The sequence below is a fragment of the Micromonospora sp. NPDC003197 genome (assembly GCF_053590565.1).
In genome coordinates this window covers 181,683-197,656 of record NZ_JBSFTE010000009.1, presented here as the reverse complement: position 1 = coordinate 197,656, position 15,974 = coordinate 181,683, and the positions used below count along the sequence as shown (strand labels likewise).

Annotated in this window: 16 protein-coding genes; 10 read left to right on the top strand and 6 right to left on the bottom strand. The window is 66.9% G+C overall.

Features of this window, described 5'->3' with window-relative positions; all coding sequences use genetic code 11:
• Positions 1-42: 42 nt before the first annotated feature.
• Positions 43-1,533: a hypothetical protein gene (locus ACWDV4_RS12975; protein ID WP_449977680.1), complete on the top strand. Its 1,491-nt coding sequence runs from the start codon at positions 43-45 to the stop codon at positions 1,531-1,533.
• 28 nt (positions 1,534-1,561) lie between these two features.
• Here the strand turns inward: ACWDV4_RS12975 and ACWDV4_RS12970 are convergent, their stop codons facing one another.
• A complete protein-coding gene (locus ACWDV4_RS12970; RefSeq protein WP_449977677.1) occupies positions 1,562-2,206 on the bottom strand; it encodes a TetR/AcrR family transcriptional regulator C-terminal domain-containing protein in 645 nt (214 codons plus the stop codon).
• 115 nt (positions 2,207-2,321) lie between these two features.
• On the opposite strand from ACWDV4_RS12970, the gene ACWDV4_RS12965 reads away from it, so the two are divergent.
• The 6 genes from ACWDV4_RS12965 (at position 2,322) to ACWDV4_RS12940 (ending at position 7,592) form a co-directional block, all read left to right on the top strand.
• Positions 2,322-3,428 (top strand): serine hydrolase domain-containing protein, encoded by a 1,107-nt coding sequence (locus ACWDV4_RS12965; RefSeq protein ID WP_449977674.1) that lies wholly within the window; start codon positions 2,322-2,324, stop codon positions 3,426-3,428.
• Between the two features lie 46 nt (positions 3,429-3,474).
• Positions 3,475-4,188, top strand: a complete 714-nt coding sequence (locus tag ACWDV4_RS12960; protein WP_449977671.1) for a carbon-nitrogen hydrolase family protein — start codon at positions 3,475-3,477, stop codon at positions 4,186-4,188.
• 184 nt (positions 4,189-4,372) lie between these two features.
• Positions 4,373-5,104, top strand: coding sequence for a dienelactone hydrolase family protein (locus ACWDV4_RS12955; protein WP_449977668.1), 732 nt, complete (start codon positions 4,373-4,375; stop codon positions 5,102-5,104).
• Between the two features lie 120 nt (positions 5,105-5,224).
• Positions 5,225-5,758 (top strand): hypothetical protein, encoded by a 534-nt coding sequence (locus tag ACWDV4_RS12950; RefSeq protein WP_449977665.1) that lies wholly within the window; start codon positions 5,225-5,227, stop codon positions 5,756-5,758.
• 128 nt (positions 5,759-5,886) lie between these two features.
• Positions 5,887-6,525, top strand: a complete 639-nt coding sequence (locus ACWDV4_RS12945) for a SanA/YdcF family protein (RefSeq protein ID WP_449977662.1) — start codon at positions 5,887-5,889, stop codon at positions 6,523-6,525.
• 80 nt (positions 6,526-6,605) lie between these two features.
• Positions 6,606-7,592, top strand: coding sequence for a DUF2804 domain-containing protein (locus ACWDV4_RS12940; protein ID WP_449977660.1), 987 nt, complete (start codon positions 6,606-6,608; stop codon positions 7,590-7,592).
• Between the two features lie 80 nt (positions 7,593-7,672).
• Here ACWDV4_RS12940 and ACWDV4_RS12935 read toward each other — a convergent pair whose 3' ends face one another.
• The 5 genes from ACWDV4_RS12935 to ACWDV4_RS12915 form a co-directional block, all read right to left on the bottom strand.
• The gene (locus ACWDV4_RS12935) at positions 7,673-9,547 is read right to left on the bottom strand and encodes a glycoside hydrolase family 2 protein (protein WP_449977657.1); all 1,875 of its coding nucleotides are present in this window, start codon (positions 9,545-9,547) and stop codon (positions 7,673-7,675) included.
• Positions 9,544-10,836, bottom strand: coding sequence for an MFS transporter (locus ACWDV4_RS12930; protein ID WP_449977654.1), 1,293 nt, complete (start codon positions 10,834-10,836; stop codon positions 9,544-9,546). The genes ACWDV4_RS12935 and ACWDV4_RS12930 overlap by 4 nt, the downstream gene beginning before the upstream one ends.
• Before the next feature lie 132 nt (positions 10,837-10,968).
• Positions 10,969-11,517, bottom strand: coding sequence for a YciI family protein (locus ACWDV4_RS12925; protein ID WP_449977651.1), 549 nt, complete (start codon positions 11,515-11,517; stop codon positions 10,969-10,971).
• 101 nt (positions 11,518-11,618) lie between these two features.
• Entirely contained in the window at positions 11,619-11,987 is a 369-nt protein-coding gene (locus ACWDV4_RS12920) for a VOC family protein (protein ID WP_449977648.1), read from the bottom strand.
• A 139-nt stretch (positions 11,988-12,126) separates the two neighbouring features.
• Positions 12,127-13,071 carry a helix-turn-helix transcriptional regulator gene (locus ACWDV4_RS12915; protein WP_449977766.1) on the bottom strand — a complete coding sequence of 315 codons (945 nt, stop codon included), beginning with the start codon at positions 13,069-13,071 and terminating at the stop codon, positions 12,127-12,129.
• A gap of 63 nt (positions 13,072-13,134) precedes the next feature.
• On the opposite strand from ACWDV4_RS12915, the gene ACWDV4_RS12910 reads away from it, so the two are divergent.
• From ACWDV4_RS12910 to ACWDV4_RS12900, 3 genes are all read left to right on the top strand, one after another.
• Positions 13,135-14,235, top strand: coding sequence for an epoxide hydrolase family protein (locus ACWDV4_RS12910; RefSeq protein ID WP_449977645.1), 1,101 nt, complete (start codon positions 13,135-13,137; stop codon positions 14,233-14,235).
• 185 nt (positions 14,236-14,420) lie between these two features.
• Positions 14,421-14,987, top strand: coding sequence for a YdeI/OmpD-associated family protein (locus ACWDV4_RS12905; RefSeq protein WP_449977642.1), 567 nt, complete (start codon positions 14,421-14,423; stop codon positions 14,985-14,987).
• Between the two features lie 191 nt (positions 14,988-15,178).
• A complete protein-coding gene (locus ACWDV4_RS12900) occupies positions 15,179-15,955 on the top strand; it encodes a DedA family protein (protein ID WP_449977640.1) in 777 nt (258 codons plus the stop codon).
• Positions 15,956-15,974: the final 19 nt, after the last annotated feature.

Genomic DNA, 15,974 nt, shown 5'->3' with positions numbered 1-15,974 from the left:
CAAGTGCTACTTCAGTGTCACGAGACTCGGTCGTGAGGTGCCATGGTCAAGCCCCAGTTTCTGACCCGTCGACGCCTGCTGGCAGCGGCGACCTCGGTCGCCGTGCTGCTCGGCGCGACGGCCTGCGGCGACGACCGGTCGGAGGACCGGGCCGGTGGCGACGCCCCGGTCACCGAGGCCGATCGGCGTTATGGGCAGGCGCCGGCAGCGCATCGGGAGGTGACGTACCAACCGGACGTGGTCATCGTGGGCGGCGGTGGCCGGTCGGTCCGTTCGGTGACCGCCGACGGGCTGACCTGGCGGATCGATCCGCGCGCCAAACGGGCTGGAGAACTCGCCCAGGGCAAGGTCATGTTCATCACCGGTCGCGGGGTGGGGCGGGTGATCGATGTACGACCCGACGGCGACGACCTGGCGGTGACCATCGGACCGGTGGAAATCACCGAGGTGATCCGGGACGGCCGGTTCACCAGTGACCGGCCTATCCCGTTCGATCGGATGGTCGCCAACCCGGCCGGTGATCCGGTGGTTGCCAACCCGGCTGGTGAGCCGTTTTGGGCGGAAACCGAGGAGACCGAGCAGAGCGAGCCGGGGCCCGGCAGCAGCGGTGGCGGTAGTGGTGATGGCAGCGGTGGTAGTGGTGGTGGCGGCCGGCTGCCCGGCCAGTCGAAATCGGCCCAGATCCCCGCCGGGAAGTTCAACGTGACCCCGACCTGCTGTGCGACCGGCATCGGCCTGCACTTCACCTACGACAGTGACGGCATTCGGCTGGTCGGCACGCTCGAATTGATGTTCGAGAGGCCATCCGGCACCTTCGACCTGGTCATCGACAACGGCTCGATCAAGAAGGCGAAGTTCGAGATAACCGGTGGTACTGGGCTGCGGCTCGAGGTCGAGGGCGGTAGTGCGCTCGGAGCGGGCCACAACATCAACCGTCGGATCACGATCCCGGTCGACTTCGCCGTACCCCTGGGCACGTTCCTCGGGGTGCCCTTCTCGGCCACGGTGAACCAGTCGCTGACCATCCAGACAGCGTTCTCCGCCAAGAACGGCAACATCCAGGCCAAGGCCACGTACGCCTTCGGCGGGAAGCTTGGCTTCGGCTACGAGAACGGTTCGTTCGACGCCTGGAAACCAGCGGGATTCCAGGTCAAGGACAGCCTCACCAACTCGATCACCGGCATCTCGGTCGGCGTCAACGGCCTGCTCTTCGCGTACCAGGCGCGGATGCATGTCGGGATCGGCGCATTCGGGTTCAGCACCGGTTTGTACGTCGGGCTGACCGCCTCGGTCGGGGTGACGATCGGTTCGGCGCTGGGCGCCCCGATCACGGTATGCCGGGGGGCGACGCTCAACCTTTTCACCGACTACGGCGTGGGCTATCGACTCCCCACTGCCGTGGTCAAGGTGATCAACGTCTTCCTCCGGGTGTTCGACGCGAAACCCATCGAGGCGGAGGGCGGCATTGGCGGGACGGCCAACGTGCTCAACCGCAACGAGGTGATACCGGACGTACCGCTGTGCCGGAAGTGATCGCGTACGGCTGCGCCGACCTGGGCTGTCAGTCTTCCGTGCTGCTGGGGTCAAGGCCTGCGCGAAGCCCGGAAATGATGAGGTGCAGGCCGTACTCGAACTCCCGATCGAAGTCCCGGCCTTGGCTGCGCAGGGCTGCCCCGTACGCGATTCGGGGGAAGCGGGTGGGATCGATCTGTGCACGGTCGGCCGGTAGCTCCTGTCGAGCCTGCATCTCCTGCTCGGCGATGACTGAGCCGAGGATGTGGTTACCGATCGTGTAGATGCCGTAGAGCGCCGACTCGACGGCGAAGCCGGCCTCCTCCATCATCTGCAGTAGCAGTTCCAGTCCTGGCCACTGGTCGGACGGGTTGTGCAGATGCTCCTTGAGGCGTCCGCCGTCGCGGTAGGAGAGCATGATCCGGCGTACCGCGCGGGAACGAGCGATGAGCCAGTCGGCCCAGTCTGCCCGGGGCGGGGGCCGCTCAAGGATGGCCATTTCCGGGGTGAACATCGCATCAGCCATGGCCCGGAGCAGGTCTTGCTTGCTGGCGAAGTGCCGGTAGAGAGCTGGTCCCTGAACGCCGAGTTCCTGCGCCAGTCGACGCAGCGACAGGCCATCGAGGCCAACCTCGTTGAGTAGCTTCAGGGCGGTGTCGACCACGGTCGGCGGATCAAGCTTTCGCGTTGCCACGTGAGCATCGTACACTCCCGAGTTATCACCATTAACATTTCCGATAACGACCGTAACGTGCGCCAGCGCCAGTGCTGGTTGCGGTGCGTTGCTACGGGGACGGAGAACCTTGGCGATGGACGCACAGGCGAGGGTGCAGAAGCTGCTCGACCATCTGGTCGAGACCGGCCAGGAGACCGGGGTGCAAGTCGCCGCCTATCTACGGGGCGCACCAGTGGTGGATGCCCATGCTGGTCAGGCCGATCCCGCGACCGGGCGCTTGGTCGATCACCACACTCTGTTCAATAGCTGGTCAACCGGAAAGGGGACGACCTCCACGCTGGTGCACGTCCTGGCCGATCGAGGACTGCTGCGCTACAAGGCCCCGGTCGCCGAGTACTGGCCGCAATTCGGCGTTGGCGGCAAGCACCGAGTGACCATCGCCCATGTCCTCACGCACTCGGCCGGCATACCGCAGGCACCGGCGGAAATCACGGTCGACGACCTCGGCGACTGGGCTGGCATGTGTGCCCGGATCGCCGAGCTGCCGCTGTTGTGGGAACCCGGCACCGCCACCGGGTATCACGCTCTGACGTACGGCTACATCCTCGGCGAGGTCGTCCGGCGAGTCACTGGACGACCTATCGCCCAGGTGTTGTACGAGCACGTCACCGGTCCACTCGGCATCGCCGATGACCTCTTCTTCGGAGTCCCCGCCACGCAGCACGACCGGGTGGCGCGTCTGGAAGACGGCAACTGGGTGACGACCATGGCTCGACGGCCGGCGGACTCGCTGTTCTTCAAGGCGGCTCCGCACTCGATCCAGCCCAGCGCCGAACTGGGTAACCGTGCCGACTACCTGGCCGTTGACCTTCCCTGCGCGGGCACGATGACCGCCCACGCTGCCGCTCGCATGTACGCCGCCCTCACGGGTGACGTCGAGGACGTACGCCTGATCTCACCGCAACGCACCGCGCGAATCTCCGAGATCACCACCGCCGAGGTCGACCTCGTCCTCGGTGCGCCCATCCCCAAAGGGCTCGGTTACTTTCTCGGACTTCCCGAGATGGGTGGTCGCCGCTCCGCTTTCGGCTGCAAGGGCAGCGGCGGCAGCATCGCCCTGGCAGATCCGAGGAACGACTTCGCATTTGCCTTCATGCACAACCGGATGGCCGCGCCACCTGCCGATTTCGCCGCTCAGGTCGCCAACGAAGTCCGATCTGCCCTGGGTATCGTCGCGTAGAGATCACTCGACCAATACGCTTGACAGGTTCTCGATAGCCGCAGGAGTGCTCGTGCCACGACAACCGCTCGTCATCGCCGTTGCCCAACCCCGGACCGTGGCGTACGACGTCATTGCGAACGCGACCCAGCACGCCGACGCGGTCCGGGCGGCGCACGCGCGGGTGGTGGTCTTTCCCGAGCTCTCCCTGACCGGGTACGAACTGGACGCGCCCGCGATCACCGTCGACGACCCGAGACTGGCACCGATCGTCGAGGCGTGCGCCGAGACAGGGGCGACGACGCTGGTGGGCGCCCCGGTCGCTGACGAGGCAGGTCGTGCGTACATCGCGCTGCTGGCCGTCGACGGAGCCGGCGTGCGCATGGCCTACCGGAAGGTGTACGTGCACGAGTCCGAGGCGCGGTTCAGCGCCGGCACCGGACCAGCAGTGCTCGAAGTGGACGGCTGGCGGCTGGGCCTGGCGATCTGCCGCGACACCCGATTCGCCGAGCACGATGCGGCCACCGCCGCGCTCGGCATGGATGTCTACGTCGCCGCTGTCCTCGATCACGCCCGCGACGCTCACGTGGCCGCCGAGCGGGCCCAGCGGGTCATCGCCGATCACGGGGTGTGGGTCGCTGTGGCGAGCTTCGCTGGCTCCACCGGCGGCGGTTTCGACCAGGCAGCGGGCGGTTCAGCGATCTGGGCCCCCGACGGTGGGATGCTCACGCATGCCGGGCCGGAGCCCGGGAAAGTCGTACGGGCCACCCTGCGCGACTAGCACCGCATCAGCGGGCGACATCATCGTCCAGCCGTGGGTGAAGTTCTGTGTGATAGGTTCGGCGCCGCCGTGCGCCGCTGCGAACTGAGGAGGTGAGACCGATCAACGCTATGACAGGTCGGCACTTCCTCCCTCGCATGGCCTAGGGAGTGCCGCAGAAGGCATCCCGAAAGGCTTGAGCGCTATGCGTTTCACCTCTGAGACGTCGTCCGACGGAGTCTCTGAACAGCTCTTCACCCTTGGCGAGATCCCCGGTGTGCTCTGGACGCCAGAAGGTGCCGTCGGTACTCGTCCCCTCATCCTGATGGGACACGGCGGTGGTCAACACAAGAAGGCCCCTGGCGTCGTGTTCCGTGCCCGCCGCTTCGTGCTCGAGTGTGGCTTCGCGGTGGTGGCGGCCGACGTACCCGGCCATGGCGACCGGCCGAAAAACGCGGAGTACGACCGGATCGCGACTGAAAACCAGGCGCGAGTGGAAGCCGGAGCAGAGTTGGCTCCACTGATCGCTGGTTTCCAGGCGCTGGTAGCCCGCCAGACCGTTCCGGAATGGCAGGCGGTCCTCGACGCGGTCCAGCAACTCGAACACGTCGGCGCTGGCCCGGTGGGCTACTGGGGAGTGTCGCTGGGCTGCGGGCTCGGTGTTCCGTTCGTTGCCGCCGAGCCCAGGGTCCGCGCGGCGGTGCTTGGCTTGGGTGGGGCGCTGGGGGCTGCCGAGGCCGCCGCGCGGATCACCGTACCGGTCGAGTTTCTGTTGCAGTGGGACGACGAGCGGGTGCCGCGGGCCCAGGGCCTGGCGCTTTTCGACGCTCTGGCCTCAGCGGAGAAGACGCTGCACGCGAACCCCGGCAAACATGCGGAGATCCCGGCATTCGAGCTGGACAGCACGGTACGGTTCTTCGCCCGGCACCTCGGCTGATACCGTCCGCCGTCTTCGGGTGAGGTCTTGACCGAAGACGGCGCGCAGAGACCCTGACCAGGAGCCCCTGGCACGCCGAAGTGTTCGGAGTGTCAGGGGCGGGGCCTACGATCCACCGTCGTGGCGGTACCTGACCTGATTCCGATCATGCACGAGCCCGGCTATCACACCGACCAGATCGGTCGGTACGCCGACGGCCAGTTCTTCGCCTGTGTCACCGCCGCCTTCCCCGAGGGGCTGCGGATCGGTGACGACTGGCCGGAGCACAAGCGCTGGTATGCGGTGCTGCACCGGTTCGACCACGACGGTCACCACCGAGGGTCGGAGATCTGGTACGCCGGCACCACCGCCCAGGGCGAGCAGGACGTCATCGACCGGGCCGAGCAGGTGCTGGCCGGTTGGCTGGCCGTACTGCCGGAGCCGATCTTCGGTGACATCGCGGTGCGGCTCTTCTCGGTTGAGGTCGACGGCGTCGTCTTCGGCCTGGTCGACGAATCCGACGCCGAGCGTGGCTCTGACGGCGAGCGTTGCTCCGGCGGCGAGCGTTGCTCCGACGGTGAGTGTTGCTTCGGCGGCGAGCGCGGTGAGCACGTGGAGCTCTATCCGAACCAGCTCGGGTTCTATCCGCCGTGGAACGGGGAATACGACACCTGACCGGCCCTCCACATCCGGTCTCCGAACGTGGACCGTACTGGAAGAATCAGCGGATGGATTCTGCACCCGGCAGTCGCCCGGCCACCCCAACACGTCCGTCCGGCCTAAGGCGGTGGGGTCGCCGTCTGGTGTTTGTCCTCGTCCCCGGCCTGCTGGTGGTGTCCGGGGCGGTCGTCGCCAGCACGCTGTGGATCCGGTCCGAGGCCGAGGGTCGGGTCTACTCGGCCGAGTCGGTACCGCCGGCCCCGGTCGCGTTGGTGCTCGGCGCCCAGGTGTACGACGACGGTACGCCGTCGTCGTTCCTGGAGGCCCGGCTCGCGCTGGCCAAGCGCCTCTATGACGAGGGCAAGGTGCGTGCCCTGCTGGTCTCCGGTGACCACGGCAGTTGGGAGTACGACGAGCCCGGGGCGATGCGCCGCTGGCTGGTCGAGCACGGTGTGCCGGAGTCGAAGGTGGTGATGGATCATGCCGGGTTCGACACCTACGACTCGTGCGTACGCGCACAGCAGATCTTCGGGGTCCAGGAGCTGATCGTGGTGACGCAGAGTTTCCACGTCCGTCGGGCGGTGACGGTGTGCCGGCAGCTGGGGCTGGCCGCCGTCGGGGTCGGCGACGACTCGGTGAGCCGGTTCGACCGGGCCTGGCGGTGGGGGAGCCTCCGGGAGTACGGGGCCGCCGTCAAGGCCGCCTTCGACGTGTTGAGCCGTCGCGACCCAGTGCACCTTGGCCCTCGTGAGCCGGGGATCGACGACGCCCTGCGGGGCTGACGTACGTCCCCGCGAGGCTGAGTCACGTCCCGGTGCTTCCCTGCTGACCAGGGGGTTGGTGGGGCGGCTAACCTCTCGCCATGCCGACACATGAGCGTGAGATCACCGAGCCTGTCGACCTCTGCCTGCCCGACGGGCGACTCAACCCCCAGGCGGTCGGCTGGACCCGGCAGCCGATGCACCGGGCGAACCTGCGCGGCTGGGGCCGAGCCAAGCGCTGGGAGTACTGGGGAATCGTCACGCCCACCCACATCATCGGGCTGGTGGCCTCGTCGCTGGACTACGCCGGGCTGCACGGCGTCTACGTGCTGGACCGCAGTTCCGGTACGGAGATCAAGAAGGACGTGGTGGCTCCGTTCGGGCGAGGTGCCGTACTGCCCGAGCGCAGCGGGGTTGGTGCGGTGGTCGTACGCGGGGGTGGGGTGCGGATCGACATCGACCAGCGTTCCGACGGCTCCACGTTGCGGGCGGTCGCCCCCGGCGTCGAACTGGACCTGGTGATCCCGCTGCCCGAGGGGCACGAGTCCCTCGGGGTGGTGGTGCCGTGGGGGCAGAACCGGTTCCAGTACACGGTCAAGGATGTGGGCCGCCCGTGCAGCGGCCGGCTACGCCTGGCCTCCGGCGAGTACGCCATCAGCGCCGACGACTCGTTCGCGGTGCTGGACCATGGTCGGGGCAAGTGGCCGTACTCGATCGCCTGGAACTGGGCGGCGGGCAGCGGCCCCGGCGGTAGGGCGATCCAGCTTGGCGGCAAGTGGACCGATGGCACCGGTACGACGGAGAACGCGGTCTTCGTCGACGGCCGGTTGCACAAGATCGGTGAGGAGTTGCGGTGGACGTACGACCGCAGCGACTGGTTGCGGCCGTGGCGGATCAGCGGCGAGCAGGCCGACGTGCAGTTCCACCCGTTCCACGAGAAGATCGCCCGGACCAGCCTCGGTGTGGTGGCCAGCGAGACGCACCAGTGCTTCGGGCACTTCTCCGGGTGGGCGCAGACCGACGACGGTCAGCGCGTCGACTTGGACGGGCTGGTCGGCTGGGCCGAGGAGGCCCGCAACCGCTGGTAACCGCTTTGGTGTTAGGAAGGGCCCCTTCTTATCGCTTTTTGCATAAGAAGGGGCCCTTCCTAACACTCTTGCGTGCACCCTTATATGCGGAGCGTGGCGTTGACCTCGCGGACCAGATCCTCGGGGAGCTTGACGACCTTCCGGTCGTAGCTGAGCAGTCCGTTCAGCTCGTCCTCGACGTCGGAGAGTTGGGTGTAGACGGTCGCGCTCAGGCCACGTGCGATGGCCGGGACGATCTGTTCGGTGTGCAGCCGACTGAAGGCGGCCCCGAGCGCGCCGACGCTGGCGAAGCGCTTGTAGCCAAACTCCCGGTCGGTGAAGGCGTGACCGGCCACCCGCAGGTTGTAGCCGCCGTACTCGGAGAGGACGAGGACCCGGTTGTCGCCGGGCCGCCGTCGGGGTACCCGGAACGGACGGAAGTAGACGTGCAGGCTGTGCAGGTCACCGCCGCCCTGGTCGTGCCAGCCGCTGGCGTGGTCCACCGTACGGGTCGGGTCGAGCGCGGCGACCTCCTCGGCGATGCGTACCGCGTCGAACTGCCCCCAGCCCTCGTTGAACGGCACCCAGACCGCCAGGCTGACCGCGTTGCGCAGATGCTCGATGGTGTCCCGCAGTTCGGTGCGGAACTGGGCTCGGCCTTCGGCGTCACCCCGGCTGAACCAGCCGTGTCGTCGGTCGTCGAGCCGCAGTGGGGTCAGCACCGGGGCGGTGACGACCAGCGGGTGATAGCTGCTGCCGCCGTTGACCATGTCCTGCCAGACCAGGATGCCCAGCCGGTCGCAGTGGTAGTACCAGCGCAGTGGCTCGATCTTGATGTGTTTGCGCAGCATGGTGAAGCCGAGCCGCTTCATGGTTTCGATGTCGTGCACCATCGCCGCATCCGACGGGGCGGTGTACAGCCCGTCGGACCAGTAGCCCTGGTCCAGGATACCGGCGTGGAAGTAGGGCTGACCGTTGAGCAGCAACCGGGGCACCCCGGCCGCGTCGGGCCCGACGCCGAACGACCGCATCCCGACGTAGCCGCGTACCCGGTCGGTGCCGAGGGTGACGGTGACGTCGTACAGGTAGGGGTCCTCGGGGCTCCACGGCCGTACGTCCGGGATCGGGATGCGCACCGGCTGCCCGGCGGGCGCGGTGGTCGCACCGACCACAACGCCGTCGGCGAGGACCTCGACCCGCGCGTGTGCCGCGTCGGTCCCGGCCAGCCCGGCGTCCGCCGCGTCGGTCCCGTGCGCCGCGTCGGTCGTACCGTCCGCCGCCGGCTGCGCCGCGTGTACGGTGACCTCGAGGTACCCGTCAGCCAGCGCCGGGGTCAGGGTGAGTCGTTCGACGTGTACGACCGGCACGCACTCGACCCAGACGGTCTGCCAGATGCCTGACTGGGCGGTGTACCAGATGCCGCCCCGGCGCAGTTTCTGCTTGCCCCGGGAGTGGTGGCTGGTGTCGCTGACGTCGCGGACCGCCACGACCAGGGTGTTCTCCCCGTCGCGCAGGGCGTCGGTGAGGTCGCAGTGGAACGGCAGGTAGCCGCCGGTGTGCCTGCCGACCTCGATGCCGTTGAGGAACACCCGGCAGGTCTGGTCCACCGCGCCGAAGTGCAGCAGCACCCGGGACGGTGTGTCGGTGGGTACGAAGTCGGCGGGCAGGGCGAGGGTACGGCGATACCAGAGGGTCTGGTCCGGCTGTAGCTGCCGCCCGACGCCGGAGAGCACCGACTCGGGGGAGAACGGCACCAGGATCTCCCCGTCGTACGTGCCCGGCTCGTTCTCGTAGCTGCCAGGTTCGTTTTCCCTGCTGCCTGGTTCGTCCTCGTTGCTGGCCGGGGTGATGGCGTACGCCCACCGGCCGTTGAGGTTGAGATAGCTGTCCCGAACCAGTTGTGGTCGCGGGTATTCGGGCAGGACGTTGTCGGGGTCCAGTGTCTCGCCCCATGGCGTGAGCGGATCCTGGGTCACTTCGCTTCCCTCCTGCGCAGCACCACGGCCGGTACGACGATCAGCAGCAGCACGGCTGTCGCGGCGAGGAAGATGGCGGGGGTCGGCACCTGTTTGACCACGCCGAGTTCCTCGTAGTGTTCGTTGGCACCCTTGATCACAGCGGCACCCAGGTAGGGGCCGACGATCATCGGGATGAGGATGGCGAAGACCATCCGCAGTCCCTGGATGTGGCCGGCCCGTTCCGGCGGCGTGTGGTCACGGACCAGGGCACCGATCGGGGCCGCGACGAGCATGAAGCCGGACATCATCACCAGTCCGGCGAGGATCACCGGGACCATGCCCCGGGCGATGGTCATCAGCAGCAGGCCGGTGCCGTAGATGGCGACGGCCGGGAGCAGGAACCGCACCTTGCCGATCCGGTCGATGAGCCGACCACCGAGGACGCTGACGATCGAGGCCCCGGTGAGTACGACACCGAGGACGATCGCGTACCCCTCGATCTTCAGGTACCGCTGGACATAGATGATCAGATACGGCAGGAATACCTGTGTGGAACTGCCCCAGATCGCCCAGGCAGCCAGGGCCACGTAGAGGCTGGGATTCTCCCGTACCGCCCGGGGGCGGAGACCGTGCAAAGCGGCTCGAAGGTAGCCGCCACCCTGCTTGGTCAGGGCCGGATGGTCGTCCACCAGGAACCAGGCGGCTACCCCGACCGCCGCGATGATCAGCCCGATGATGACGAAGAACTGCTGCCAGTGTCCGGCGCGGGTCATCCCGTCGAAGCCGGCGAAGATGGCCAGCATCGACACCAGCGGCATGATGGCCAGCACCGATTCGACCCGGCCCCGGTTGTGGGGCTTGGTCACGTCGGTGACCCAGGCCTGGAAGGCGGCGTCGTTGGCGCTTGCGCCGAGCAGTGACATCAGGCAGTCCAGCGCGATGACGGCGATCGCGGTGACCAGTACGACGTTGGCCGCCGGAGCGATGTTCTCGACCGCGTCCACGGTGAGGAAGCCGAAGGTGGCGGTGGCCAGTCCCCAGAGCAGATAGCCGCCGGCGATGAAGATCCGGCGGCGGCCGATCCGGTCCGACAGTGCCCCGATCAGCAGGGTCGTCAGGGTGGCGGTGACCGCGCTGGCGGCGACCATGGTGGCGATGACGTTCGGGTCGTCGCTGATCGTGTCGTAGACGAACACGTTGAGGTAGAGGTTCTCCACGGTCCAGGCCAGCTGGCCCACGAACCCCAGGACGACCAGCGCCGTCCAGAGTCGGGGGCTCAGTCCGCTGCCCGCGCGGGTCGTCGTCACCCGCGCGACACTACAAGATCCATCCAGCGTCCGACCTGGCCCGATCCGGCAGCGGATCCGCCCTGCCAGCCGTTGTGCTCCGAGTCCTATCGGGTTACGCCAGGGCCGTCCGAACGCTTCGCGAACGGGTTGTTACCGGCGCCCGCCGAACTCCCACGGGTGTACCTCGATGCCGGCGTACCGGTCGGCGGTCAGGATGGCCCGCGCCGCGTCCGGGTCCGATGCTTGGACCAGCAGTGCGGTGCCCAGCCAGGCGCTGCCGTCGTCGGAAAGCAACGGCCCGTACGCGATCAGTTCGTCCTGGTCGGCCGGCACGGTGAGGTCGGCGGCCTGCCCCGTGCCGAGGCCGAGCACCAGATACCGGTTGCCGCCGGTCCGGCCGCCGGGAAAGTCCCACATCGTGTGCCCCAGCAGGTTGCGCCACCTGCGGAGCAGCACGTCCCGGTACGCGCCGGCCTGGTAGTTGGGTTCGTCGAAGGCGAACGCCCGGGCGGCGGCAGGGTCGGGCAGGTCGACGATGTGCAGGCTGCCGGTGGGCGTCTCACCGTCGTCACCGAAGGTCGGACCACGGGCGATCATCTCTGCCGCGTACCGATCCATGTAGGACCAGTGCTCTTCCAGTAGTTCATGACGCAGCGGCAGTGAGCCGGGCCGGTCGTAGTGGTAGCAGAGAAACTCCATGCCCCAGTCTCCGCACCAGGCCATCCGTCGACGCGGACGGGGGGTAACCTGCGGCGTACCTATGGTGGCTTGCCGGTGGTCAGCCGCTGGTCAGCTTCTGGTCAGCTTCTGGTCAGGCAGAACGGGTGCCCGGCCGGATCGGTGTAGACCCGCCACCGGTCCCCGCCCGGCTGGAAGGCGGGCTTGGTGGCGCCCAGCTCCAGCACCATGGCTTCGGCCCCGTCAAGGTCGTCGACCGCAAAGTCGAGATGGAACTGCTGCGGGACCCGCTGGTCAGGCCAGCTCGGCGGCTGGTAGTCAGCGACCCGCTGGAAGCCGATGAAGAGCCCGCCCCTACCGATGAATCCGGCGAAATCGGCGGTGGAGTTGTCAGCGATTTCGAGTCCGGTGGCCTGCTGGTAGAAGCGGGCCAGCGCCATGGGATCCGGGCAGTCGAGTGCTATCGCCGTGATGGTCAGCTTCGGAGACATCAGCAAGGCTAACGCGGATCAGCTGAGCAATGCGGATCGGCTGAGCTAAGGCGTGCCGGTCGCCGCGAGACCGGTTGGCCGCGGACTGGGCGGCGCCTCGTTTCCCGACGCGGCTGACGCCGTGTGTGGGTGGCTGCCTTCAGTGGGTGATGGCATTTAACCGGTCCCGGATGACAGCAAGAGCGTCCAGCAGTTCTGGTGGGCCGCAGACGTGAAAGTCCTTGTTCAGCATGAGGATGTGCAGGGCAAGCTGGTACGGGGTGTCCGCTCCGGCGTGCACGATGCAGGTCGTGTCGTCGATTGGTTGCACCGCCACGGAGTCGGGCAGATAGCCGATGATGGCTGAGGCTGGTGCGAGCACGGTGACTTTGGCGCGGTGCGTCGACAGGGCGGTGTCGACGCCTCGGATCACACCAGCGGGGTCCGGGGGATGCGGCCGGGGGACAAAGCGCATGCCGGTGGGTTGCAGGGGCGTGATCCGGTCGACGCGGTATGTGCGCCAGTCGTGCCGGGCGGTGTCCCAGGCGATCAGATACCAGCGTCGTCCGGTGTGCACGAGGCGGTGTGGCTCGGTGTCACGTTCATCGGTCGAGCCCTCGTGTGTGGTGTAGGTGAAGCGCACGCGATGGTGATCCCGGCAGGCTGCGGCCAGCCGGGTCAAGGTTTCGGCAGCAACAGCATCACCGTGTTTGATGAGCGGGGTGGTGTAGGTGTGCAGGTCGGTTACCCGCTGGCGCAGGCGAGGGGGGAGGACCTGCTCCAACTTCGCCAGTGCGTTCACGGCGCTTTCTTCGATCCCGGTGACAGACCCGATGGCGGCCGTGCGCAAGCCCACCGCCACGGCGACCGCTTCGTCGTCGTCGAGCAGCAGGGGCGGAAGCTTTGCACCTGCGCCGAGACGATATCCGCCGGCGATCCCGGGAGCCGCGTGCACGGGATAGCCCAAGTTGCGTAACTTGTCCACGTCGTACCTGATTGTGCGAGGGCTGACGTCGAGGCGGGCGGCCAGTTCGGCACCGGTCCAGTCCGGTTTGGCCTGCAATAACGTCAGTAGGCGCAGCAACCTGGCAGAGGTCTCCAGCATGTTTTTGAGATTAGTTGGCATTGCGGCAAGAAGTTTGCCGCAATGCTCTCTAGCGTGGCTTTCATGAAGCCCTTCAAGATTGACATCGCCCAGTCGCAGATCGACGACCTGCACGAACGCATCACCCGCACCCGATACCCGTCCGAGGTTCCCGGGGCCGAGTGGTCACGCGGCGTGCCGGTCGCCTACCTCAGGGAGTTGGCCGACTATTGGGTCAGCACCTACGACTGGCGCGAATATGAAGCGCGGCTCAATGCGTACCCGCAATTTGTCACCGAGATCGACGGCCACCAGATTCACTTCCTGCATGTGCGCTCCCCAGAGCCGGATGCCACCCCGATGATCCTCACCCATGGCTGGCCGAGCTCGGTGGTCGAGTTCCTGGAGATAGCCGGCCCACTGTCTGACCCGCGCGCCCACGGCGGTGATCCAGCTGACGCGGTCCACCTGGTTATCCCGTCGCTGCCCGGGTTCGCGTTCTCCGGGCCGGATCTGCAGCCAGGCTGGGACCTCAACCGCATCGCCCGGGCGTGGGCGGCGCTGATGGCGCAACTGGGTTACCAGCGTTACGTCGCGCAGGGAACCGACTGGGGCTCAGGAATTTCACGTGAACTCGGTGTCGTTGATGCCGAGCATGTCCTCGGGGTGCATGTGAACTACCTGATGACCTTCCCGTTCGGCGAGCACGACTTCGACGAGCAGGACAAGGCGCGGTTGGACCGGCTCGAGGCCTTTCAAGGAGATCTGGGTGGCTATATGGCTATCCAGTCGTCGCGGCCACAGACTCTCGCCTATGGCCTGGCCGATTCTCCCGTAGGCCAGCTCGCCTGGATCGCCGAGAAGTTCAAGGAATGGAGCGACGAGCCGGTCGACCGCGACTATCTGCTCACCACCGCGATGATCTACTGGCTGACCAACACGGCCAGTTCCTCGGCTCAGATCTACTACGAATTCTCGCACTCGTGGTCGCAGCCGCAGGAGTCGACCACGCCGATGGGCGTCGCGGTCTTCCCCAAGGACCTCGTCCTGCCGATCCGCAAACTTGCCGAATACGGCAACAAGATCGTGCACTGGACCGAATTCGACCGCGGCGGCCATTTTGCCGCCTTGGAACAGCCCGAACTGCTCGTCGGTGACATTCGCACCTTCGTCAGGTCCCTGTAATAATCGCAGCACCCGGGGCGGCGCACTCCACGTCGTGAGTGCGCCGCCGCGTTGCTAGGTGGCGTTGGGGAAAGTTGCCCGGGACCGTGTGGCCCGAACCCGGCGAGCGAGCACCAGGCAGTGTCTCGAAGTGTGTGTACCATTCGTTGATCGCGGTGATATGGATTGTGGCGAGGTAGCGTGGCATGAGCGAGCTGCCCATTCTGAGCTTCGAAACACAGGCGGATTTTGAGCGTTGGATGGAGGAGCACCACCAGCGTACCGATGGCATCCTGCTGAAGTTCGCCAAGAAAGGCACAGCCGTGCCCAGCATCAACTATTCCGAAGCGCTCGAGGTGGCACTCTGTTTCGGCTGGATCGATGGCCGGGCCGACCGCCTCGACGACACCTACTATTTGCAACGGTTTACGCCCCGACGCAGACGCAGTATGTGGTCAAAGATAAACACGGACAAGGCCGAGGCGCTAATTGCAGCAAAAAGGATGCGCCCTGCCGGCCTGGTCGAGGTGGAACGCGCAAAGGCTGATGGACGCTGGGCTGCGGCTTATCACGGGCCAGCCTCCGCCGCGATCCCCGATGAGATCACTGCGGACGAGGTGGCCGCCAAACAGCTACAGGCGATGGACAGCCGAAACCGGTACGCCTACATACACCGCTTCAGTCAGGCCAAGCGGCCCGGGACCCGGGCCAAGTTGCTACAGCAGTTACGAGATGGCCACCAGTTCTACGGCAAAGCCGTGTCCTTGGAATAGATCGTCTAGAACACACAGGAAGGTAACGGTGTGTCGAGTCGGCGTGGCGGTTGGCGGGGGGCGAGACCACATCCTGCCGGGCTGATTCCGGCACGTTGCGGTTTTCCACAGTTGTTCGCTGTGGTCGGGGCACGTCAACTGGGTGCTGCGCCACATGGTGACGCAGAGTGCCAGGTTTTAGCGTCGTAGCCATGGAATTTGCGAGGGTGATCGCCGCGTCGGAGCTTTCGGAGCCCTCGGGGGGAGTGGCCGGCTGGGTCACGGAGCTGATGGAACGCCTCGGCGGACCCGGTGCCGGGTTGGCCGTCGCGCTGGAGAACCTCTTTCCGCCGATCCCCAGCGAGGTGATTCTGCCGCTGGCCGGGTTCACCGCCAGTCAGGGTGAGATGAGCCTGGTCGGGGCGATCGGGTGGACGACGCTGGGTTCGGTGCTGGGTGCGTTGGCGTTGTACTACGTCGGTGCGCTACTGGGCCGGGAGCGGGTACGGGCCATCGCCGCGAAGCTTCCCCTGATCAAGGTGTCGGACATCGACCGGACCGAGGCGTGGTTCGTCCGGCACGGGGTGAAGGCGGTGTTCTTCGGGCGGATGATTCCGATCTTCCGGAGCCTCATCTCGATCCCGGCCGGTGTCGAGCGGATGCGGGTGACGACGTTTCTGCTCTACACGACGCTGGGCAGCCTGATCTGGAACACGGTGTTCGTGCTCTCCGGCTATCTGCTCGGCGAGAGCTGGCACCTGGTCGAGGGCTACGCCGGGGTGCTCCAGAAGGTGGTCATCGTGGTGTGTGGCGTGGCCGCCGGCTGGTTCGTGACCGTGCGTCTGCTCCGGGCTCGACGGAGCCGAACCGGGGGAGGCGCTGTGGTCGAGGCCGGGATCACCCCACCGCAAGTGGTCGATCCGCGCGACCTGTCCTCGGGCGGGGCCCACCGCGGGACGGTCTATCGCAGCGCGAAGCCGTTGCGTTGATCCGTGGGTACAGGTGATC